The sequence below is a fragment of the Aporhodopirellula sallentina SM41 genome (assembly GCF_000346505.1).
In the GTDB taxonomy this organism is placed as follows: Bacteria; Planctomycetota; Planctomycetia; order Pirellulales; family Pirellulaceae; genus Rhodopirellula; species Rhodopirellula sallentina.
The window spans coordinates 38,284-63,317 of sequence record NZ_ANOH01000306.1; the positions used below are offsets into that span (position 1 = coordinate 38,284).

A 25,034-nucleotide genomic window follows, 5' to 3' on the forward strand; every position below is an offset into this window, starting at 1 on the left:
TGTGACCGAAGCCTTGGAAGAAATAAATCGGTGGGGGAATAGCTGACAGACTCGGACGGCAGTAAATCACTTCACTGCCGTCCGCGGTGGGAATAACTCAGTTTAGTCCGTCTCGAAACTGTCGGAAAACAGATCCAATAAGGCGGAATCAGTCGCCTGCCCGCTCGTTTCCGAGTCGGAGGTTGTCGACGATCCTAGATCAGAAGCCAGGGTATCGGCAACTTGCGCCGCCTTGGCCTCGCCTCCGGACTGGAGATCCATGCCCAAAGTCAACACTTGGTCGAGCGAGGTCGAAGGTTCTTGCTCGGTCGAGGAAGAATCCAACTCCGAGGATCGAAGGACGGCGTTTGCCGAACCAAGATTCGCGGTGGATCCACTCGCAAACGTCTGGGTCGACGCCAGCGAACTTTCAACGCCACCCGTTGTGGCCGCCGAGACGGACACCGTGGTTGGTGCGATCGGTTCGCTCGAGCCGTTGTTGCCATTGGCATCGCGATCGTTGAGTTCGTTGATCACCTGCAACACGTCGACGGTGCTGATGAAACCATCACCGTTGACGTCGTAGTAGTCCGGCGGCGAGGTGGTCAGTTCGGACACACTGAACGCTGTCGTGTTGCTGCCGCGAGCATTGATCAGGTTCAAAATTCGCAACGCGTCGACCGCGGTAACGAATCCGTCCGCACTGACGTCATACCGTTCAACCGGGTTTTGATAACTGGATTGGTTGAACGTCACGTTGACAGTGATCGGAGCACTCAAGCGACCGGTATCGTCAATCAAACGGTACGTGAACGTGTCGGTCTGACCAGCGGCCGGTTGGCTGCCATCGACCGTTCCCGCGGTGAACGAGAACGCACCGTCATCACGACCGAGCAGATCGACCGTACCGGTTCCGCCCACAGGCTGAGTCAACGAGCCTGGTGCGATTCGGATCGATGAACCTGGATCTGGATCGAAGTCGTTTTGCAACAGTCCGAGCGACGGGTCGGTGATTCGCAACGTTCCGCCAACCGGCACTGGGTAAGCATCGGGGCTAGCATCACCGCTCGGTGTGACGTTGCCACGAGGGGCGTCGGCGGTTGCCAAGACGACAAAGTCAAACGAGTGCGAATTGACGAACGTTCCATCGGTGGCTTCGATTTCAATCTGCACGCTGCCTGATTGATCAGGCTTCGGTGTGATTTGAAGGGTGTCACCCACGAATTCAATGGACTCAACCAGCGGGTTCGCAGCGATCTGCTCGTCCGTCGGATTGTTGATCGAACCGATTCGGCGAACACGGTAGGTCAACACGTCCCCGTCCGGATCGAAGAACAACCCTTGTCCGTCCACGGTATCGCGTTGCAGATCCGCAGTCGCTACACCGTCTTCAAGAATCTCGAGCGGTTGCAGGCTACCTGCCACGATCGGCGAATCGGGTTTACCCAGTACCGTCACGGTGATCTCTTGAGTAACCGCCGGACTGAGCGAGTCAGATGCTCTGACCGTCAGTGTCGTGGTTCCAAACGCGAACGGGATGAAGTTCAACGTCAACTGATCTCCGTCGGTCGTCGCGGTAAACAGATCCGTATCGGCAACGGTCGGTTGTGGGAACGAAAGGACGTCTCCGTCGGCATCAGTGAACCACGATGTCAAATCGAACGTGACGCTCTCATCAGCGGCCCGACGCTCTTCGAACTCGAGGGTCGATTGGCCTTGCTGGCCACGAACGCCGAAGAACTCAGGCTGGTTGTTGACGCCACCGACGTTGATGAATGCCGTTGCCGTCGACTCGGCACCGAGCGAATCCACGACCACGTAGGTGAACCGGTCGATACCGCTGAAGTTCACGCGAGGCGTGTATTCGAGGTAATCCCCGACCAACGCGATCCGTCCGCCGCCGCCTTCGGTCCGTCGTGATTGCACGATCTGACCGTTTTCGATCGACGTGAACTGATCCGCCTTCAAACTCCGTGTTTGATTTTGCGGAGCCTGCGTTTCGTCGTCTGGACCGGCGGTGTCGTTATCGAGGATACCGGCCACGGTTTGACCATCGATCACTTCCGGACCTTCGATCGGAATCCGCAAGACCGGATCACTGTCCGATGTTCGTTCGGTCGTTTGGTAGGTTTCGTCGTTAACGCGTGGGTTGTCATTGATCGCGTTGACCACGATCTCGACACGACCTTCCACGTCCGCCGATTGGCTGACGATGGTGCCCTGCAGGTCGCTCTTCAAGCGGTCGGCAACGGTGTAGGTGAACGTGTCGGCCACCTGACCGTTGTAATCCTGCGGCGGTGTGTAGAGGATCGTTTGACCGTTCGAACTGATCGTCAACGATCCACCTTGAGTCGTTCGGAACGCTGTTGTCGCGGTACCGGCGGACAAGAAGAACAGATCCTGTTCGACCGGTTCCGTGCCTGGACCGGCACTGTAGAACGGATCGATCAGTTCACTCGCGGTGAAGACAACCGGCCCGAGGCTGGTTTGATCAGCCTGACTGACCACGTTGTCTTCGTTGATCGTTCGGGTCGAGATCACGTCGTCGGCGACCACACCATCGATCAACGTTGGTTCGTCGTTAACCGGCGTCACCGTGATCGTTGCCATAATCGGTGTCGGGCTGACCAATTGATTCTCAACGGCCCCCGGCACGACGTCGGTTACCAAAGCACTGAAGGTGACAACGCCGGAGTAATCGTCGTCGGCATCAAACGTAAACGTTCCGTTTCGTTGGATCTCGAGAGTTCCCGCGAACTGGCCCGATTCGTCGAACAACTGACGCGTGCCGATGTCGTCCGCATAGATCTGAACACCACCAGGCGTCGCCGTGGTGACTCCCACGAGCAACCCGTTGTTGTTGGTGAACGCATCGGTTCCGATGTCATCGGTCGCTTGCAGGAATTCACCTTCTCGAACGGTGTACTGCGGGTTCGGGGTGCTGATGACCGGCGGTTGCCCACCGACCAAACGGACTTTGTAGTCTTCCACCTCGCCGCTCAACGCCAACCCAACCGGCGAACCGGTGCCGTTGGTCGACACGCGGAATCGTGCGTAGGTGTCGGCCGATTGACCGGCGAGCAGTTTCGCGGTCGTGTCCGGGATCGAAACGGCGAACGTTCGCGTCGTCGTGCCTTCTCCGAACAGAGCCGGATTGCTGGTTCCGTCGAACGGAAGGTCTGGCGAAATGATCAGTTCACCCGGATCGTTCCAATCGCCGTCGGCGTTGAAGTCGATCCATCCCTCGAGCACACCACTGCCGGTGACCGTGACGGTGACCTGAGTCGAGATACTCTCGTTGAAGAGACCTTCTGGGTTCGCTTCGCTCTCGAAGGTTACCCCGTCCTCATCATTTCCAGAGATCACAAAGGTGACCAAACCGGAGGTCGGGTCGGTCTCGATGCTGGTACTCGCCGGGTTCAGCGGGCTCGCATCAATTGCGTCTTGAATGCCGGCGGCAATCGCCTCCGGTGTCAACAACGATGAGTCCGCCGACGTCAGGACTCGATCCCCTTCATAACCTGGGACCCAAACGACGTAGTTGTCTTCATCGAAGATGCCATCGGTATCGAACTCAAACGTCGCAACGTCGAGGCCGGTGTCGACCGTGAACGTCTCGCCGTCGAAGAGAGTCAGGTCGAACAAGCCCGATGGGTCGATATCTACCTTCACCGCACCATCTTCGAGACGCGGTACAAAGACGCTGCCGCCACCGGTAAACGAGATCGTCAGATCGTCGCCATCGGCGGTCCGAACGGACAAGGCGTCGATCTCTGCATCAACACTCGATCCCAGAACGGGACCGGCACCGATGATGTGACGGGCACCGTTGTCGAGCAAACGAGTCGGATAGCGGCCCGGCACGGATCCAACAGGGTCCGGTGCGTCACCGAAGTCCAACGCGATGTCGGCGAGGTTGATCGTGAACTGCGTCGTACGGTCGTCGCGATTCGGTTGCAACGGATTGCCGACGACATCTTTAATCGCGGGCAGGAAGTAGTTGCTGACAGGTCCGGTGATGATCGACGCGTTCTCAACAAACAAGGTGTTGCCGCCGCGATCTTCCGCCACCAAAGTCGTCGTCGGCAACTCGCCGACAACGTTGACGCTGTTGAGCTGACGGAGCAAGACTTGTTTGACAGCCTCGGCACCGAACAGCGGTGAAATCGCAACCGGGATCGCCCCACCGGGGACTCCCGTCACGTTCAACGTCGGTGCAGCCGAAATATCGACTTGGGTTCCAGGCAGATCGTTCAGGATCACGCCACCGGTCGGAATACCGTTCTCGTCCAATTCGGCGATCGGATAAACCGTTCCGTCTTCACCGGAGGTGAATCGCAATCCGGCACTGTTGTTTCGAATCGCCGCAGCAAGGCTCTCGGCGATGTCACCCGGTGTGCTCGTCGGCTGGAACGACACCTGTACATTGCCTGGCTGAACCCCGCCGCCATTGTCGACCGAATCGAATTCGTAGGAAACCGAAACGTCACCTTGGCGGATTCGCAGAACTTCACCGTCGCTGACGATACCACGGACGATGTCAATCGCCGGCGTACCGCTGACACCCGGCAGACCCGCGTTGCTGACGCGATCTGGCGATGTCCGGCCGAGAGAAATTTGACTGCTGTTCTGAATCGTTGCCGTCAGGCCAATCGTCGAGGCGTTGATCACCGCAGCGAACTTGGTTGCCAGAACATCTGGGTCATCCGCAGTGCTGTAGTTCACAATGTTGGCACCCTCTACGCGGTCCGCAAACGGGACGAAGCCGCCGATTGCGAACTGGAACACAACATCGTTGCCGTCGTCATCGGCGATCAAGAACACGCTACCGTTGGTGATGCTGTTCCCGCCGAGAACCGGCATGGTCAACAGCAGAGGCCCGAAGACCTCAACCGTCGTGCTGCCGCTGACGCCCGGTTCACCACGCACTTCGAGCGAGCTTCCGAGCGTGACGGTCAACGCCAATGGGTTGTCCGCGTTCACGTTCACGGCAACCTGGCCCGGTGCAACCGTTTCGCTGCCCGGCAACAAACCGTCGATCAACGTGATCGGGTTGCCCGCATTGTCGACCGGATTGAGCGCCGCTTCCACCTTCTCGGCGAGCTGCGTCGCGGTATCCGTCAACGAATACACGATCGCTCGGTTGCCCGGTGTCACGCCATCGCCGTTCGGATCGTCCTCGGTGCTCAGATCGAATTCGAACGTCACGCGTTCCTCGAACGTTGCCGTTTCGGTCAAACCGATGCCGTTGAAGTCCGAAAGGATGCGAGCAGTCTTGCCCGCCGGAACGGTGAGATAAATGTATTCGTCTTGAGCAACCGGACTGACATCGATGCCACGGTCTTCGATCGCCTGAGCGATGCGTCGAGCCAACTCATCGAGCGACACGAAGTATTCACGCAGCAGTCCGTTTTCATCTTCGATCGTTTCGGTCACATCGATCGGGTAATTGCCCGGAGTGACTTCCGCCGGGTCGGCGTCGCTGACATCAAACTCGAAGTCATACAACTCCGGCAGGAGTTCGCCTTCACGCAGTTCCAGGGTGAAGACCGTTCCATCGATCGGCGTGTTGATCGTGCCAACCTCGAACCCGGCTGGGAACGCGTTGTTGATTTCGATCGCGGTCGATGGTGGCTCGGGAGCCTTGCTGACGCGAATCGTATCGCCGTCGAGCAGTGGTCGGGCCAAACCGATGACACGTAATTGACCGGCCGATGTCGTGACCAAACCGGTCGCCGGAAGGTCGAGATAGACCAGCTCACCGTCGACGGTCGGCGTCAAACCGAGACCCGCTTCCGTCACGGTTTCGCGAATCAGTTCCGCAATCTCTTCGCCGGTCAGATCACCCAATGTTGTATCGAGGAAGATCTGCGTCGCGTCGCTGTTTTGGACCTGAGCATCGAACGTGAACTCGAACGTCTGCTCAACGTTACCGTTGCTGATCGTGAACGAGTCGCCGTCCTCGATTCCGTTGACGCCGGTACCGATGGTCGGCACTTCGAAGGCCAACGTTCGAGCGTCTTGGCCGAGACCGCCACCCGATGTGTCAACGATGTAACCAGCCGGTGCACCGAGGATCACTCGGGTACCGTCGATCACCACGTCGAAGTCGAACGCGGCGGCACGTGTTTCCGGTAGTTCGCCGGTTTCGCCGGCTTTGCGACGTTCCTGCGTGATTGCAGTTTCGATGCTCTCCGCGATCAGGCTCAGGTACGCCTCCCGTTCTTGCTGAGCGGTCGGCATGTTTCGAGCAGGCAGGCTGTCCAGTTGCAACGAAACACCGAGGGCAGGCGACGGTGCCGCACCGCTGGCGAACGAGTCTGGCTTGCTGTTGATCGTGATCGCCGGTCCGCCCGTGTTCCGCGTGATGTTCACCGTGCTGAGATCGTCATCGGGAACGTCAACGAACACTTCGAGTCCGTTGTTGGCGAACGTCTGCGTCATCACCTCAGCGAGCCCGAAGACAGAACCTTCGATCGGATCGGCCGGATTGAACGTGACCGGAATTGCCCCGCCCGTGGCCGAGTCGCCTTCGGCAACGTATTGGAATACGAAGCTGTCCGTACCGACGGTGACATTCACTTCGTCGCCAACGAGCGATTCGGTCGGCAGCGAAATCCGGCGTGAGCCTGGCAACAACACCCCGTCGTTATCGAATTCGAATACGACCGGATCGTTGGTGCCGTCGGAGATTAGGAAGATGTCGCCGTCACCCAGACCGCCCGCTTCGGTGCCGATGCTCGGAACCACGAGAGTGGGAGTTTCAGGCAAGAACAACTGATAACCGGAATCGAATTCGAACACGACCGTTCCACCATCGGAATCAGTGATTCGAATTTGGTCGCCGTCGGTCACTTCGCTCGGATCGGGAGCGATCAAGACGGTCCGGTCACGATTGTTCAACGCGATCCGGTACGAACGATCATCTCGCCAAACTCCCGCGAGAGGAATCAACGTGATCGTGTTGCTTGTCTCGTCATAACTGAACGTGTAGTCGACGCCTTCTTCGAGCAACACATCGTTCTCGAAGACGGTCAGGTTGGCACCCTCACGGCGAAGACCTGGGATCTCCGCAACCATCAACGTGCTATCGTCCACACCGATGCCGGTGAACGGGTTCGATCCGTCTCCGGTATCGACCAGTTGAATCCGGAATTCACCGAGGACACCAACTCCACGTTGAATAAACGAGGTCGTTGTATCGCTGTCCAACCCGGCGGCATCGTTGTCACGTGGGTTCAACGCAACAGCAACCGGACCGATGAAGTCCGCGAGTTCGGAACTACCGCGATCCTTGAAGATTGTCTGCCCTGATCCGCCCGACGAAGCAAAGTTCGGGTTGTCCGCACGCAGCACGCCGTTGACGTCTCGGTCCGGAGTCAGAACGTTGCTGATCGGCAAACCAACCGCAGCCTTGACCGACGAGAACGAACTGCGTTCATTCAGACTGCTCGTCGCACTGTCAATGATTCGAGAGCCGTCCGCCGGCAAGAAGTTGTCTCCTTCGGCATCCACCAACAAGACATCAGTCGGTTCGATGAAGAAGTTGAAATCGTCCGACTGAACCGTGACGTTCGTCGCACCGATCACTTCGTCGGTCGAGATCGATGTGTCCACCACGTCAAACGGAGCGGTCGGGTCGATCGGCCATGTGATGTCGAATCGAATCTCGCTGTTACGCGTTTCGTCGTGCTGGAACACGTTTCCGTTGACGATCACTTCCTGCGGTTTGATGAAGTCGTTACCGGCAACCGCGACACGCTTACCAAACCCGAAGAAGTTGGTTTCATCAACCAGGATGCTTTGATGCAGGTTCGACAGCACGTTGTTGAGCAACGTCGGTGATGCACCGCCGGTAACCCAAATGCCGCTCTCAGCGATCAACTGGTCTGCGTTCTCTGCAAACTCCACGCGGTTATTGTTCTCGGAACTCGGACGATAATCGTTCGTGCTCAGTTTCAATCCCGCGTTCATCGCCTCGGGACTCAGTTCGATCTCGGCGATGTTTTCAAACAGCACATACAACTCAGTCGATGCAAAACCGTCCGAGAGGGTGTTCGCAGGGGTGAGGGTGCTCGAGTTGTTTTCGACGCGGTCGTGACCGAATCCCAATGGGAAGTCGGTGTCGTTGAACAACGGATCCGATTGAATCGGGAACAATGTTCGCGTCTGTCCGGCACGACGACTCGGGTCGGAGAGGTTCACGATACCGAGGTTATCACCGCTCTGGCCGCCCAAGGCGGTCGCCCGTCCGCGAGCGATCGGCCCACTTCGGCCGTCCGGTCCGTTGCCATTTTCATAGTTCGGAAGCGCTGGAATATCCGCACCCGAGATCGGGTCTTGCAAACCAGTCACCGCACTGGCGATCGCATCCATGATTTCAGGAACACGATAGTTGGCGATCAGCGGAACGGCGTAGTTTCCATTCGCCAAAACAATGACGTTTGCTTGGGTTGTGAACTCAAACGTCAACTGGTTTCCGACCGTCGTGGGAACGCCACCGCTGATCGGGAAGTTCGGCCAGTTACCGGCAAAATCAGGAATCTGCGTAACCGTGAAGGTTGTCCCCACGAGGTCGCTCGCCACCGTGCCGTCACGACGGCTTTGACCTTCGTTCCCGTCGTCGATGCTCATCACGAACTGACGCGGCGTGTAAACCTCAATTCCGATTTCGTACTCACCTGTTTCCGTACCACCGACGCGACCGGAGAGACTGTTCGGATCGTAGGATGAGTTCCCGACCGAACTGACCGCGATGTAATACGTCCCAGTCTCCAAGGTCGTGAAATCGACAAACGGGTCACGACCGTTCAATTCATCCGTAACCGAGCCTGCCCGACCGGTTCCGGTAAAGACAGTCGAACGTGGATCGAGGTAATCAGGAGCGGCACCGTTGTCCGCCACCTTGGTTTCGTTGGGTGCACCGAGATTGAGCACTTGTGCCTGACCAAACTCATCGAAGATCCGCACAATCGTGTCCGGTCCGCCCTCAATCGTGTCGATGTCCACAATCAAGCGATCACCAACGATCAGTTCGACCTTGTAGAGGTCAACGTCGTCTTCGTTGGCGACTCCCGCGAGAGCGGCAGGGAACGTTTGGGCAGGGAAGTTCAGGCTCAGGAACAACTGATCGGCTGCGTCGATCTGCTGCCCACCGTTGAGGTTGACCAACAACTGCGTATCGGTGAAGGAAACATCCACTCCGACGGTCGACGCATCGCTGATATCGACACTTTCGAGATTGCTGAAGTCACCCTCGAAAACGTAACCGTTGAACGTCCCTTCGGCGACCACACCCGTTCCGGTGTAATTCACCGAAATCGCTGCATTGGTGATATCAATATTGGCGTTCACCGTGGTCGTCGGCGCACCGTCGGTGGGGAAGTTCGCAATGTTATTGAACTCGTTACCAACTCCCACCACGGCGGTCCGGGCATCGGTCACGTTCGAACTATCGAATACCGTTCGGAAAGTGATCGTTTGGTCGGTCAACCCTTGAGGGATGTCGTACCCGATCGCCGCGTTCTGAATGTACGGTCCGCCATGAGCACGGCCGACGTGTGTTACGGTCGCGTCACTGAGAACGTCGTTGTTGTCGAGTTTCGCATCGTCGGGGAACAACGACTCCGTACCGTCCGAACCATAGACCGTGTTGTTGATAACACGAGCGAACGGCTGAGCGGCTTCGGCAACCGGCGCAGGACCAACGGTGGCGTCCGTGATGCCGCCGCCACTACCTTGCGACGTGTAGGCGGTGGTGAAGTAAATATTGCTGACACCTTGCAGGTAAACCGCCGCGTTCGGGAACGACTCGGCATTGTCTGCAAACTGTTCTGCGTCTCCGTCCCGAATCGACATGGATGGGCCGAGGTACGCGGTCACCAATTCCGCCATATCGTTGGTGACCAAGATACTACCTTGGATCGCTTGCTGGATCGCCAACATCAACTCAAACGAGGTGTACGGGTAAACCGTTCCAGGTGAATTATTGTACGCGGACGCACTGAGTTGGTGACGATAATAGATCGGCACGTGCCCATCGATGTAACCGTTACCACCGGCTGTTCCGCTTCCGCCTGCGGTCACGGCCGCTCCACCGATATCTTCGAACTCGAAGACCACACGGGTGCCACCGGCATCGATCGCCATCGCATAACCGTCGTTCACATTGAGGGTTTGCGAATCAATGATAAACGGTTGTGTTTCCCCTTCGACTTTGATACCAGACAACCGGGCCTGATCGATCGTGTTGTTTCGAATCACAACACCCGACATCAAACCGCCGTCGACGGAGTTGTTGAGCGTCGGCAAATTCCGAGCAACGCCTGCGGCCGGATTGCCAACCGGTGGCAATTGCAGGAATGGATGCTCCGCATCGGTATTCTGTGCGATACCGAACAACTCGTTGAAGTGATCCGGGTCGCTAGGATCGGTACGGAAGTACTCAACATCGGTACCACGGTCACCCGCTTCGGAATAGATACCGATCGCGTGCACATCACTGATCACATTGTTCTCAATGATGACCTGACCTTGGGTCCGAGTGACATTCACATCACCCACGCCGTCGTGCAGAACAGCTGGCATCAAAATCCGGCGATCGCCATCCTCGGTGATCTCGACATCGAGAACGTCGGTCACCGCAGGACCGTCCGTGTACGACGCCAATTCCGTGAACGAACCGTCAACCACACCGAACAGATTCAATTGGTTGCCGGTCATCGTCTCGTCATCGAGCCCATCGGCCGAAGCCGCCTCGACATCGAGTCGGTTCGTGGTGTTGATCGCGGTACGGATTCGCATCGCGAGTTCCGCAGGCGTGTCCGCCGCACTGAACGTCAATCGTTGATTGGTGAACTTCGACGAACCGTCGTTATCAAACTCGAACACCTGGGTCGTCTTACCGTCGCTCAGTTCAAAGATGTCGCCATCCTGAATTTGCGATCCTGCCGGAACGACCAACGTGACTTCTTGAGCGTGACGGTCGTTGGTATCGAACGAGCGGGTGAGATCTTGCGAGTTCCCCGTCGGAGTTGCAAACGAAGTCGCTCGCCGCATTTCCAATTGGTACTCACCGGTCGGTCCGTCGGATTCACCGGCAAAGGTTGTTTCACCCGGTGTCGCGTTGAACACCGTTTCGCCACGCTCGGCGAAACCGACAATGAAATCGTCGAGGTACAAACCTTCGGCTGCCCCATCGATGACACCATTGCTCTCGTATTCGAATTCAAACTGAATGTTCGTGTGTCCGGCGAAGTCGCTCAGCGAGATCACTTTTTGACGCCACTGCGAATCATTGATGAAATCGGGATTCGGATCCGCCGTCGGATCGAGCGTTAGATCGGGCTGTGACTGATCGAACGAAATCCCGGCAGGGTTTTCGGTACTGGTCACCTTCAACGTCAGCGAATCGACCGGATCACCCAAGCCATCCTCGGGGCTGTCCCAGAAGTAGTTGAAGTAGAACCGCGGCAAGTCTTCCGGTGCGTAGCCAACCAAATCGAAGGTATCGCTGAGCAATTGCCCGCGCGTCTCATCGTTGCGATCGAAGTGGATGCTTTGGTTGGCACCGTTACCGACCTCTTGGTCCGATGCCGAGACGTGCATGACGTACCGCCCCGCAGCGGCCTCGCCGGTTCGTGGGAACGTCAACGTGCCATTAGGTGCGGTAACGATCTGTGTATCCGCTTCCAAGATGCCGATGTAGTACGTTCCCTGATCGAGGATTCCGTCGAAGAACGGGTCATCACTCAGATCGAAGAATGTGTCACCGGCACTGCCCGTCTGGCCTTCGGTGGTAAACGATGTGAAGACACGACCGGGTGGCGTCAGCAACACACGCGATGCGTCCAAAATCACCAAGTCAACATCGACGCTGCCGAGCGAGTTGTCTCCGAAGATGCTTTCGAACGGGTTTTCACCTTCGTCAACATCGATGATGACACGGGTATTGTTCTCCGTAACGACCAACTCATAGAAGTCAGCCGAATCGCCGTTCATCGTTGCTTCGATGGAAACGTGAGGAATCGTCTGCGCGGTGTAGTCGTCGGTGCCGCCGATCTGCGAATTGCTCGAAATCGACCACTCGAGCGAGTTCAAACTCAACGCACCCGCGGGTGAGTCCGCACCCTCGCCGATCATCTGCACGCGGCTGTACGGCGACTCAACGTTGGTATCGTTGACCGACGCGTCGAGTTCGCCGCGGATTTCGCTGTAGAACGTTTGATTCCGTCCTAGGTTCGTGCGGTCGAAGTTATCGTTCGAACCGTGACCGATATCGTTCGCACGATCGTTGGTGACCGTGAAGCCGCCACCGATGATCTCCGCGTCGCTGAACAGTTCGTCTTCACGAGGCCCACCAAAGACACTGTCGCCCGAAACTCCGACGTCCACTCGGTCTTCGTAGATTCGTTGGATGGAGTTAATCGGCTCGCGTCGAACCGCCACGTCGCTGAGTTCTTCCGGCAACCTCTCGCCTGCGGTAATCGCGACGTAGTAAGCCCCCTCAGGCAACGACACGGGGCCGATCAACGGATCGCTGGTCGAGATCGAACCACGATCGAGTCGCTCGGCTAGGTCACCGTTCTCGCCAAACGGGCTCGATTGATCTTCGGCCACGTTGCTGCCCGTACTGAACAGCACCAACTGCGGTTCGGCCGGACCAAACTCTCCGTCGGCATCATAGAAGACGCTGATGTTCGTATCAGGGCGTGTCAGCCCCGATGCGTAGTCGACATCGAAGATCGTCGACATGTAATTCGTATTGAGCCCCTCGGTGCTGACCAACGCGTCCAAGTCAACTTGATAGAAGTCGACATCGAGACTGTCACTAATCGAACCGGCGACACTGATGACCGGTCGTTTGCCTTCGAACAGGTTGCCCACGTTCTGCGGTTGCTGCGATGGTGCCCGCGTGTCATCGGCCAACGCGACGGACTCGAGCACGTCATTGGACGACGCGATTCCGAACGGCGAATCCGCACCGGAAACCGATTCGTTCTCACCGGCTTCACCCATCAAAGGCGATTCGCCAGGCAGGCCGCGAACGTGCACGCCATGGTTTGCCCAGTGGATGTCGGTGTAGCGAACCACGCTGCCGGGATACTCTTGCTCTTCCTGCAAACGAACCTGGATTTGGTAGCTGCCGTAGCTCGATCCCGCACTCGGATCGCTCGGATTGCTCGACGCACTGCGAACGCGGAAGTAATACGTGCTACGGCTTTCGCTGCCTGTCGAGTCACCAGGCAGGACGACACGGAATCCCGCATCGCGTGAGTTGATGCTGCCAACGTCGAGGTAGTCACCGAACACGTTCGTTTCGGTGTAGGCGTCCGCTTTCGATTGCAGCGGACCAACCAAACCTTCCATTGACGGATCGATCGCGATCACATCGCCGTCAACCGAGTTGTCGCTGCGAGCCAGAAGCACGCCTTCGGAGTTGAGCAACTCGATCACCGTGTCGAGACCAAAGGTCGTGTCGTCGATGTCGAACCAAACTTCCGATCCGGCACTTCCGTTGAAACTGTACGTGTCCACGTCAGTTGGCTCGGACAGATAACCGCTGACCTCGAAACCGATTCGACGTGTGTCGTCACCAAGGTTCAAATCGCCTGCGAGTTCGCCCAAGAACTGAGCCTGATTGACACTCCCGTTACGACCAGGAGCGACATCGGTGCTGAGTTCTTCTTCCAAGATGAAGTCGACGTTGCGATCATTGCTGTACTGATCCAACAGAACGCTTCGCCAGTCGTTCGTCTCTGGACGCGACCCGAAGGAATCGCCGTTGGTGTCGGTGAACTGCGATCCATCGATCGCCAAACCGGCACCCACGGTGTCGTCTTTGAAACTGGTCAACACGACCGGGGCCCCTGGCAGACCGACGATGTGCACCGTCCCGCCGAGGCGTTGTTCGCTGTCACTGGTCTCGCCCGTCGCGGTGAAACCGGTCCCCAGTGTGGCACTGTTTGGTGTGCCCGCACCGCTGAGTTTGACCACCAAGGATTCGTTCGCTCGGCTCTCCAGTCGCAAACCGCCGGAGCTTTGAATGTTGCCAACCGTCACGCTCTCATCGAGAACGTGAACGATGTCGGTATCGTCCCAAATCGATTCGACCAACAACTCGCCGCCGCGAATCACCAATCCGCTGATTTGCTTGTCTTCATCGTCGTCGGCTGGCACGACTTCGAATCGGTTCAATCGGACGAGCGGACCGTGGTTGTCGTCAAACTCCGAGAACGTATCAACGCTGCCGGTTTGGCGACCGGTATCTCGCAAGAGATCCGCCACCATCGAATCGACGTCGATGTCAATCGCCGAACCGCGGTTGTCTTTGAACTCGTTAGCAACGATGACCGGTTGGCTGCCACGAACGAAGATCACCGAAGGATCCACCGCGAGGCGTCCACCACGGCCGGGTCGTCCGGATCCGTCTTGGCCATCGTCGTTGAATTCGAAACGTGTGTTCGTCACACGACCGTCGGCCTGTTGCAGTTCGAGTGGTGCAAAACCACGGCTCTCGCCACCGGAGACCAAACTGATACCGCCGGCATAAGAAACGACGGCGTGATCCAAACTCACGTAGGCATTGGCCCCGGCATAAATCCCGGACCAATCGCCACGGTCGGCTTCTTCGTTTCCGGTAATGGTGCCGGCATCGTTGTTCGTATCAAACGTCCCGCCGGCTCCATAACGATCATCGAGCGAACTGGTAAAGACGACCGGCTGAGACGCGGTGCCTTCGGAGAGCAATTGCGTGCCGTGGCCGAGTTCGATACGTGCACCCTGGAGCTTGAGCACCATGCCCGGATCGACAACCAACGACGCATCGAGCCGGCCGCGGCGACCAACGCGGTCGACGTCCAATTGATTTTCGAACGAAGCTCCGTTGTCGGTATACGCTGAACTCAAACCGTCGAGCGTTGCCACCAACTGATAACCGCCACTGATGACGTTTCCGGCAGCATCAAAATCGGCACGATACAAACGTCGCGAAACGTAATCGGTTCCCGAAGGGATACGCGGCAGACCTGCGAGTTGAACACTCGAATCCTCGAGCGTTTCGCCGGCGGCAGCATCCAAACGCAACGCCCCGGTGAGTTCGGTGGCCGCCGATTCAAATCCGTTGGCGTCCACGAACGTCATCAGGTACTCAACCGCATCGGTGTTGGCCGTCAGAGAGCCTCCCGACAGCACCTGTGCGGATGCCTGAGCGAGGGAAGGACGAATCCCGTCTTCCACCGATCCACCGGGACTGCCGGCGATGACCAAGTTTTCTGCGACGAAGTGAACGATGCTGGTGTCATCGAACCGCGCCGCCGACGTCAGTTGAGTCGGCGCCGAGTTCGGCGTGACGATCGTTCGAATAAACAGCCCATTGAGACTGTTCTCCGACAACAGGTTGTTGTGAATGTCTGGCCCGACTCGGTTGTAGTCCGGCGTGAACTCGCCCGCCTGCTGGAACGCGGGAGTCCCAAACGTTGTTTCTTCGAAACTGTTCGGCGCCGCGCTCATGGCGGCATCCGCGCTGAGCGTGATTTCGTTGAAGGTGATGTTCGGACGCAGGTTGATCATCGAAATCGGATTCACCACCTGCTGCACCGAATCGACCAAGATATCGCTGCCGCCGCCGTAGCGGATCTCAGCGTGGTTGACGGTCTGCAGGAAGATACCTTGATCTTCCAAATCGGCCCGGCCCTGAGCTTGGTCAATGTCACGGCGGAAGACGATACCGCCCCAATCACCGGCTCGCGGCGCAGGCGATGTGCCCGCTCCCGCGGCGTCCGCTTCACGATCGCGGGTGCTCGTGAAAATGACGCTACCGTCGTCATATCCGGTATCCGAACTGTTGACCTCTCCAACGAGCGGATCGGCCGCGTTGAAGTCAACCAACCGTGGCGTGCCGAGCACCTGCAACGCACCACCACTGCGGTCGATTTGCGTGCTGCTGCTGCCGACGCTGATTCGCGAAGATCGCAGTTTGAAGATCGCCCCGGCGTCGATCATGGTCGTTACCCCAGCGGGGATTTCCATGTCACGACCGTCTTCGAGAGTTTGGCCGCCGACCTCGCTCAATCCAAATTCGTAGGCAAAGTTATCATCCTCGGTCACGATGTCCTGGTCCGCACCGCCGTTGCCGACAATCCGAACAATGTCGCCCGGCAACGCGGCATCAAACGCATTGACCACGGCCGGATTGTTGACGTTGTTAAACGGCAGTCCGAGGCTACCGTCCGCGTTGGTCGCGGCGAGCTTATCGACGAAGATCATTCGCCCAAACGTTTCCACACCACGGAAACCGTTGCTGAAGTCGAGCGAACGCTCACCTTCGAGAGTCAAACTCTCGCCCGTGACAAACGCCTGCACGCCGGTCGCGTCTTGTCGACCGTTGATCGCCGTCGCCAACAACTCAGCGAGGTTTTCTGGAGGCGAATCATTGCCTGTCGTATCGCTGTACTGGATCAGAACATTACCCGGCCGAGCACTGCCACCGCTGAACGGTTGGAATTCATAGGTTCGTACCGAACCGTTCGCTCCCGTGATCGTGACCGTTTGCCCCGGTGTGATCGACGCACCGCTGAGCGTGAACTGCATCGTTCGCAATTCAGGACGCGTTTGGAACCAGAAGTTATTGACCCCACGCGGGACGCCATCGCCGTCACCATCGATCGGAGTCCCCGGTACGCCAGGACGGGTCGAATCCTGATCGCGAAGCACGTCCACTTCATCGACCTGAGGCTCGAACTTGATCCGCAGTTCGTAGTCGCCCTGCGTCAAACCACCAAACCCGCTGTCCTTGATCATCGGGTCATAGGTGTCGTTCCCGCTCGCGGCAACACCGATGTAGTAAACCCCTTCGCCGAGCGAAGCGGTCATGAATGAATCTTCGCTGAAGTAGTCGTCGTTACGACTCAACTGCTCGAGCCCACCGCCCGACAGAACGATCGGCGACGTTTGCAGATCGAGACCACTGATGTCCGTCGTTGGCGAACCCTTTTCGAGCGTCAAGTTGAACAGGCTGCTCGCAAACGGATCGTTCTCGATCGCGTCGATGACTTCTTGCAACTCAACGCTGTCGACGAACGCACCACGCCGAGGCAAATCAATCAGGATCGCGTTGTTAACAAACCCGCCCGCACCGTCATCCACGCGGAGCACGCGTACTTCGTCTTCACCGGCACCACGATCGCTCTCGACGAAGTCAATTCGAGCACCGTTGCCGGTCGTACCGACCTGCGCCGCGTCCACACGCAGCTGCACCGTCGGACCGACTTTCAAATCGGACGTCGCACTGGCGCGAACTTCTTGGAACAACGTCAACGTTGTATCGAGCGCGCTGGAATCGGACAGCCGTTCGGCAAACGTTTCAACGCTCAGTTGACCGATGCGATCGGCATCGTCGAGGTCGACCACAAACCGATACAGGTCAACATCGACACTGTCAGGACGGTGGACATACTGCCCGTGCAACACGTCGACATTCGACGGGAAAACCGGCTCCCAATCTGGCAACGAGAAGTCATCGAGGTTGTCAGGCAGATAAACCAAACTGCCCTCGGTCGTTGGCACGTCGGCGGGCAACGTGATCGGATCGATCAGGTCATTGAGGAACCCGCGGAATTCCGGGAACTCTTCATCAAAACGCTGGTAATCGGGCGAATCCGGGTCCGTCGTTGGAGCGGTAATTTCAGGTCCGAGAACACCGTCACTCGGCCGACGCAGCAACGCCTCATCATTGAACGCATTGAGCGCCATCAATACCTGAGGCGCTTGATCGGGAGCGGCCAGCAATCCCAACAACAGCCCGACACCGGCGGCTGCCTTCCGGGTGAAATCTTCACCGTAGTCGAATCCGAAGTTTGCTTGGTTACTGAACACGATCGACGCGTTCGAAGACGCCGCAGTCGAGTTGTCATTGATCGCCGGATCGACTCGCACCGACGCTTGCAACTGTGGCACGGCGGTGAAACGCTGGTCCTCGGGCAAGGATCCGTCCGTCAACACATCGCTGGTTTCACCCAACGCGAACGTGATCCCCTGATCCGCCGTCTCGGTGAACTGAACACCAATTTTGTTGCTCCACAACTGCAACACTTCGCGAATCCGCAGCTTCTGCGTCGGCGTGATCTGGTTCAGCGAAGACGACGTGCCGTCTTGGAAGTAAACGCCTTGGAAGTTGTAAGGGATCTCAGTAATCCCCGATTGCAAGTCGGCGCCAAACGCATCATTGATGTGTTCGATCAGCAAACGGTGCCCTGCATCATCGTCTCCACCAGGCAGCTCGATGTTCACCTGCTGCGGCGTGATCGACTCGCGAATCACCAGACTCGTCAACGTATCGGAATCGAACGTTCCGATGTCCAATGATGTGCCCAACGTGTCACCGAGCCCGACCAACACGACCGGATCACTGCCGATCAATCGTTGTGGCAGTGGCAACGCCAACGACGCACTGTCGACCGAAATCGAAATCAAATCGCGGATCACCGGATCGGCAGCAATCGCAGCAACCAGGTCACTGACCACAGGTACCGTGCCGCCGAAGTTGAATTCGATCACGCCGTCGGCATCTTGTGCCACCGACAAACCGGCACTTCCGGTGTCGACGAATCGGACTTGTTGCCCCGATGCACCTTCACCCACTTGTCGCGAAACAAATTCAAACGACGCGTCATTATCCAACGAAACCGTCGCGGTCGGTGCCGTGACAAACTCCGACGGAGGAACGATCAGATCCACCTTCGAATCGACCGCGGTGCCGATACGCAGGCGGAACGTTCCACCACTGGCCGGGACACCGGGAAGATTGTTGATGTCGGTTTCGAAGATCAGCCGCGCGGTGTGAGTTTCCTCGCTGTAGATCACCTCGTCCGGCAGATAGAACTCGTCGTCCGTCGTTCGGACCGAATCCTGGGTGAGCAACAATTGATAGAAACGTGGATTCTCCGCCGAACGTTCGGTCGGGTTCCCAGCCGCGTCGTCTTCAACGAACAACGGGTCTTCATTGAAGTAGACAACAATCTCATCACGATTCTGAGTCAGCGATCCGTCCGCGTTTCGGATGACCGGTTGCGGCACAACCGCTTCGATCAACGCACCGAGATCGAGGCGGAAATCAACCGTCTCGACACGCTCACCAACGACCGACGGCTGAATCAACTCGCCTTGAATGTTCCGCAGCCCCACGATCGGCTGTGGGCTCGCGGTCGGGTCGTCGTACCCGTAGATATTGATCCGGTAGTTGTCGTCCGGCAGGGAATCCGCGAAACGAACCACGACTTCGTTTTCGTTTGGATCACCCAACGTGACGAGGCCGGGATCAATTCGAACGTCATCCGACGTTCCGAATACACCATCGCGACCACTGCGGACCAACTGAATTGCATCGAGCGTGTTGGCATCGATCTGCTGATCTTCGTCGAACCGGAAGGTCAACACGCGAGGAGCCACTTGGCGCACCGAACCGTTATCAATCAGCTCGCCCTCGTTGGGCTGGATGCCGATCAATTCGGGGCCGGCAAGCAACTGCCTCGCCTCGAGCGTTTCGAGCAAATGCCGACGACGCTGTTGACGCGTCGAACGCGATCGTCGGTCCTCTCGATTGGAGCGGCGGCTGCGCGCGGGGGAGTCGGACGACGCTGGACGGGTCGTGGAATTGGGGGAGGACGACGAGTTTCGCTGACGCGAGGTCATAGACCGAACCTTCTAGGCAGAGCGGACGGCAAGTCAGTCGTTACAGGCGAAATTGCCCGCAAAAACCGCAGTACCATTGCACTTGATGTGAATCTCGGAGCTTCGTACCGCCTCGGATCGGGTTCACTGTGAGCTACTGTTCAATAGACACACGGCTCTGTCCGACTCAAAGGAAGACGAAGATCAGTCGTGAATGACGAGGGTGAACGCAAACGAACCATCCACTCCGAGCCAGGAAAGGATTCCTAGCCGTCATAGCAGCCGATGCGATCAGTTCGCCGAGTATAGTTGGGGGCAGCGGTGTCGCAAATTTTTGCTGCACCACCACTTACCGCCACAGATACCGCGGCGAGCGGATGCGCCAGTCGTAACGATGTTGACGCGTTTGTCCCCTCCAAAGCAGCCACCAAACCCTTGGCCGGCGCCCTTTCCGAGACTGACAAACGCGCCAGCATGCATAACCGGCACAATTCCGCGCCCATTTGGACGCTCGAAAAATCGGAAAGTTCCCTGGCGCGGTACCGATCCACTCCCCGATACGGTGATTTCCCCGCAAATTGCCCACCACCCACGCCCCAATCCCCCTCAACACGGGGAACGTCGTCAATCCGATCTGCGCGATCAAGAAGGGGCCACAAATCGATGTTCCCCCCACGGTGAAGCCATCGATCGAGTACCGTTCAGCCCGCGCCGAACGATCATTTGCCCCCGGGTGAGACTGCTGAAATGACACCTCTTCGGGCCAAAGACGCGGCCCGTTTATCGAGCCGAGGCCAAAGCCATGAGTGACGGCTTTCAGTCGCGCAGTCTACAAACACCGTATTCGCAACATCGAATTCACGCTCCCGAACGCAGAGGTCGTGCAGTTTTTAAGTGCTGTGCCAGTAACGCCTTGCAGAACCCCGCCCGCGCGGGACGTCGATTTTTTTACTGACGTTCTTCGAGGCGTCCTTGGCCCAGGACCTGAACCGTAGTGGACAAGGCGACGAGTCCTACCCCACGCAAGGGACTCGTTGCCTCGTCCGCTACCAAATGCAGCCCTTAATCAATCGACATCCCCAGCGGGAGGGAATAGAAAGCGAGCGTACAGCGAGAATTCCGGGGAGGGCACCGCGCGCCATTTCCCATCCTCGCGCCCCGGTTACCCCATCGAACGGCTACCGCATGGAACGGCTACCCCATCGAACGGTTACCCCATGCAAACCGCCCCCAACACCGATCCGCTGATGCAGTCCGCGGACAAGCTCTTTGCCAACCCGCCCGCTACTTAGCCACCTCGAAGCCTGATGCTTGCAATTGTTGGCCGATCGCATCCGAAAACGCATCACCCAGGGTGACCGAATCACGCGACATCGGCATCTCCTTCATCCGCTGAGCCACAAACTCGGCTCGCTCTTTGCTGACTTCGGCGAGCTTCGCTTTGATTCTCGCCCGTTCCTTCAACATGTCCTCGATACGTTCCACACGCTCTTCCGCAGACAATCCTTTCAACTCGGCAGGCAATTCCTCTTCGTCGAGCCGCTCGAGAATACTCGGGTCTTCTTCATAAGTATCCACCAAGTCGCGGCCCACGTTGCGATACAACGCACTCGACTTGATCGCCGCACGGCTGCTCAATCCACGTCCCGCGTTTGAGTCCTGCACCTTCTGATTGTTGGCATACTTCAGTCGATCCACTTTGGATCCGTACCACAAATAGGTTTTGTTCAACTTCGCATTCAGCTCGATGATGATTTTGTCGTGCGGTGACTTCAAACGCACCACCTTTTCATCTTGGTTGATATTCAAGAACTTCCCTTCGGCGAGCTTGGCACCTTCCTGCCATTTCCCACGAACCCCTTGGTTGTAGTTCCCGCAGTGAATCGTATTGACCACCACGCCATCTCCGATCGCTCGTTTGCAGGCCTCGCGAAAGTCGACCGGGCCTTGGTCGAAAGGCTCATTCCCAGCGATGAAGATCGCTTTGTAGGCGTTCGGCTCGTGACTCCAGTCGAGCCGTTTGATTGCTTCGGTGATCACCGACCCACAGTATTCATCACCGCCACTCGTGCGGAGGGCAAACAACGCCTCGGAAACCTTGTCCAGATCGTCTGTCAGCGGCACGACCTGACGCAGATAGTCTTCCGACGCGGGCAACCGCGAATTGCCATACTCAAAGATCGAAACCCGCAGCAAAGGCGTCTTCCCGCTCTTCTTCGCCTCCGCAAACTCTTGCACGATGTTCCAAAGCTGACTTCGGGCCTGATTAATTAGCCCGTCCATCGAATTGGATGTGTCGAGCAGAATCGACACATCGACCGCCGGACGCTGGCCGGTGAAGGGCGGCTTCGCATCCTTGGATGACTCCACCTCGACACGGTCCGTTTTCGTCTCGATGGTGATTTTGACTTCGTCGGCGAGCAACGCCCTGCCCGCTCCCCACATCCCCACGACGGATAGAGAAAGACAGCCCCATACAAAGAGACAAGCGAACAACCACACCACGCGACCGAAACTGACTCGGTAGGTCTGCAGGATTTTCATGACCGAACTTTGCAAGAAAGAAGAGGCTTCCCACGACAAAACAACACCGTCGTGACACGCCCCCCATTGTAGCGCTCGCTAGCCATCGATCGTGCTTTTTTTGATCGAATCGTCGATCAGCTTCGGTTTTTGCGGACGTTTTTATCAATCCACTCCTGCGCCGATCTCGCCCGTTGAGTCGACACCACATTCTGGGCGATCTGTTTCTGTATCGCAGTGATTCGCCGCGTCACCATGGCGCTCTCGATCGGCTCGTCATCTTTCATCCCCATTTTGTCCATGATGGTGTGAACAAAATCACCCGTTTGCTCGACAACCCAAGGACATTCGAGCGAAACGTAATACGTGACCCGACACCGACAACGCAGCCGATCCTCGAACTCCTTCACAACACCTTCATCAACCTCGAGAGACGGATGCCGTTCGGCAACGATGACATCAACGAACATCGTTTCGTCGACCTGCGATCCGATCGCCGACGGCAGTGACCATCGATCCGCACGCACCGCCTCGGCGGGAACCCGCCCCTGATACTCTCGGAGCAAATCCTCGATTCGTTCGTGTGTCTCCTCAAAATGCGACACGACGAGAATAGCGACCGCCTCACCGTTACCCAATTCGCGCAGCCTTTCAGATATCGCGGAAAACTTTGCCTCCTCGGTTTTCCAAATCCGATCGGGATTCGTCTGCACATTCTTCGGTGGCGTCGACCCAAACAATCTTTGAAAGAAACCCATCGATTCATCCGCTACGTTTGTCTCGTTTGTTTTTCACACCGAACGGAAATCAACGAAACAAAAATCGATCTGCTTCGTTCACACGCCCACAACCACATCAAATGTAACAAACAATTGCCTACCCATCCGAATACGAACCATCCGATCTGCGTTCGCCGCGGTTAACACGATCCGGTCGCGGCGAAAGTCCGCAGACATCAATTCGACGGTAACCGGTGAGTTCGCAGTGCCGATTCGTAGTCACGGACCAACGACTCATAGTCCTCGCGAATTTTCTTGGGTACGTCGATCCCCGACTGCGAATCGCGAATCACCGCGATTGCGTTTTGAATCGAACCTGGATCCGATTCGTTCTCAACGAGCAGCAGCTTTGCCGGCGCGCCTGTGTTTCGTGGCGTCGACAAAACCGCAAACGCACCGCCGCTCAGCCGGAGTTTCCTGAGCACGCCGGACACACCCGCCGGATCAACCACCGACACCAACGAACTCGGGTACTGACGCAGCGTCTGGGCAACGTCACGGTGAGACGACAACGCAATGAAACGCATCCGTCCGGCAGACGTCGTGTTCAATGCGGGCAACATCCGCCCCCATTCCGCCATCCACGCGGGTCGATCGGATGAATCCTCCGGCGAGATCGAAGCGATCAGGAACCGTGACTCCAACAACACGCCCGGCTCGCCGACACCCTTGGCAGTCATCAATTCCTCGATGCGAATCTCTTTGCCGAGCAGAGGTGAAGGCGGCGGTGGCGGAACCGGAACAAAACGGCCGACCCACTTCTCACGAAAGCGAGGCCGACTTTCGAATTGAGGACTCGTTTCCCCGGTACCAAATCCCTGCACCGGAGCGAGGAACGTCGCTGCCCTGAGTTCGAGAAACAATTCCCATCCCTCTCGCTGGTCGCCGATCGATGGCGGCACGGGCAACTCCACCCGCCGGATTAAATTGGTAACAGGATGAATCCAAAAAACAAACCGTTCGCGATCCGACGTCACCGCGATTCGCTGCAGCTCCACACCGTCAATCTCTCCGGTATCGAGCCACTCAAATCGCGAGTCGTCAGTGAACAGTTTTTTCATCGGCCGATCAGCGAGCAACCATTCCAACTGCGGCGGCGGCCCGGCAAGACCAGCCGAAACACGCGAACGCAACACTTCATCGCGGAGCACGTTTTCCAAACGCAGCCGATCCTCCGGTGACGAATCCCACCGCTGCACTAAAACCTGAGCGTCGAAGTGCGACGTCTCCGGTTCGTTGAACCAAGCGATTAACTCCAGACGCTCACGCGAACGCCTAACATCCTCGCCCGCCGATACCCGTATCCGGGCCGTGTAAGCATCGACGGCGAGCTGCCGCGGATCCAATCGAACCCGCAGCGGTGCGGTTTCCTGTTGATTCGCAAACGAGCCGGATCCCGACGTCCGTGGCGAACGAATCACAACCTCGCCATCATCCTCATAAAAGGTGCTGGCCTGGTATGCCCCAAACACCTCCCGCAACCGGGTCTGTGCGTCGACGTCATGCGCCGCCTGCCTGGACACCGCCCCCGATTCGGAGGGACGTTCCGACGTCCCACAACCGTTCATCCAAACCGCGGCGACGGCCACAACCCACACCAGATCAGCCCGACCGCGTTTCTCAATCGATCGATCGCGTCGCGGCCAAACCGAGGCCATACGAAAGCACCATGGAGCCAGCCGCCAATTCAATTTCACGAGTCGTTTTCATCCCTGTTAGTAAGAAGCTGCGACATTTTCACTGGCTTGCATAGCAAACGTTTCTCGGCCGCCGCACGACCACATTTTCGACACACCAACTTTCGACACACCAACGTTGCCCCCACAAGCGAAAAGCCCCAGCATTCTATCCCACCCCCATATCCCCGCCGTGGATCCTGTGAAAGATCCTCACGAGCCAGAATCGACAAGCTGTTAATAACCCACCGCTTCTTCACGCCAAAGGCGTCCAAAGCCATTAGTACTTCATGTCAACTTGATTTTCGGGTAGAGGACGAGGCGACGAGTCCTTGATGCGCTAGTCAAACAAGGGGATTCCTCGCGTCATCCACTACGATTCCACCCGAACGCCACGCTGCAGTGGAAT

At 57.5% G+C, this 25,034-nt stretch carries 4 protein-coding genes; all 4 read right to left on the reverse strand.

What is annotated here, in order from left to right:
- Positions 1-102 precede the first annotated feature (102 nt).
- Positions 103-19,668, reverse strand: coding sequence for a dockerin type I domain-containing protein (locus RSSM_RS20550; protein ID WP_236621269.1), 19,566 nt, complete (start codon positions 19,666-19,668; stop codon positions 103-105).
- A 1,263-nt stretch (positions 19,669-20,931) separates the two neighbouring features.
- On the reverse strand, positions 20,932-22,191 hold the full coding sequence (locus RSSM_RS20560; protein ID WP_236621270.1) for a vWA domain-containing protein: 1,260 nt from the start codon (positions 22,189-22,191) through the stop codon (positions 20,932-20,934).
- Positions 22,192-22,307: 116 nt separating this feature from the next.
- Entirely contained in the window at positions 22,308-22,883 is a 576-nt protein-coding gene (locus RSSM_RS20565) for a preprotein translocase subunit SecA (protein WP_236621271.1), read from the reverse strand.
- A 242-nt stretch (positions 22,884-23,125) separates the two neighbouring features.
- Positions 23,126-24,646, reverse strand: a complete 1,521-nt coding sequence (locus tag RSSM_RS20575; RefSeq protein WP_144059990.1) for a hypothetical protein — start codon at positions 24,644-24,646, stop codon at positions 23,126-23,128.
- Between the last annotated feature and the right edge of the window lie 388 nt (positions 24,647-25,034).

Bases quoted from the DNA above. Each gene is read 5' to 3' on its own strand.
- RSSM_RS20550 (WP_236621269.1), bottom strand. From the start codon at position 19,668: ATGACCTCGCGTCAGCGAAACTCGTCGTCCTCCCCCAATTCCACGACC.
- RSSM_RS20560 (WP_236621270.1), bottom strand. From the start codon at position 22,191: ATGAAAATCCTGCAGACCTACCGAGTCAGTTTCGGTCGCGTGGTGTGG.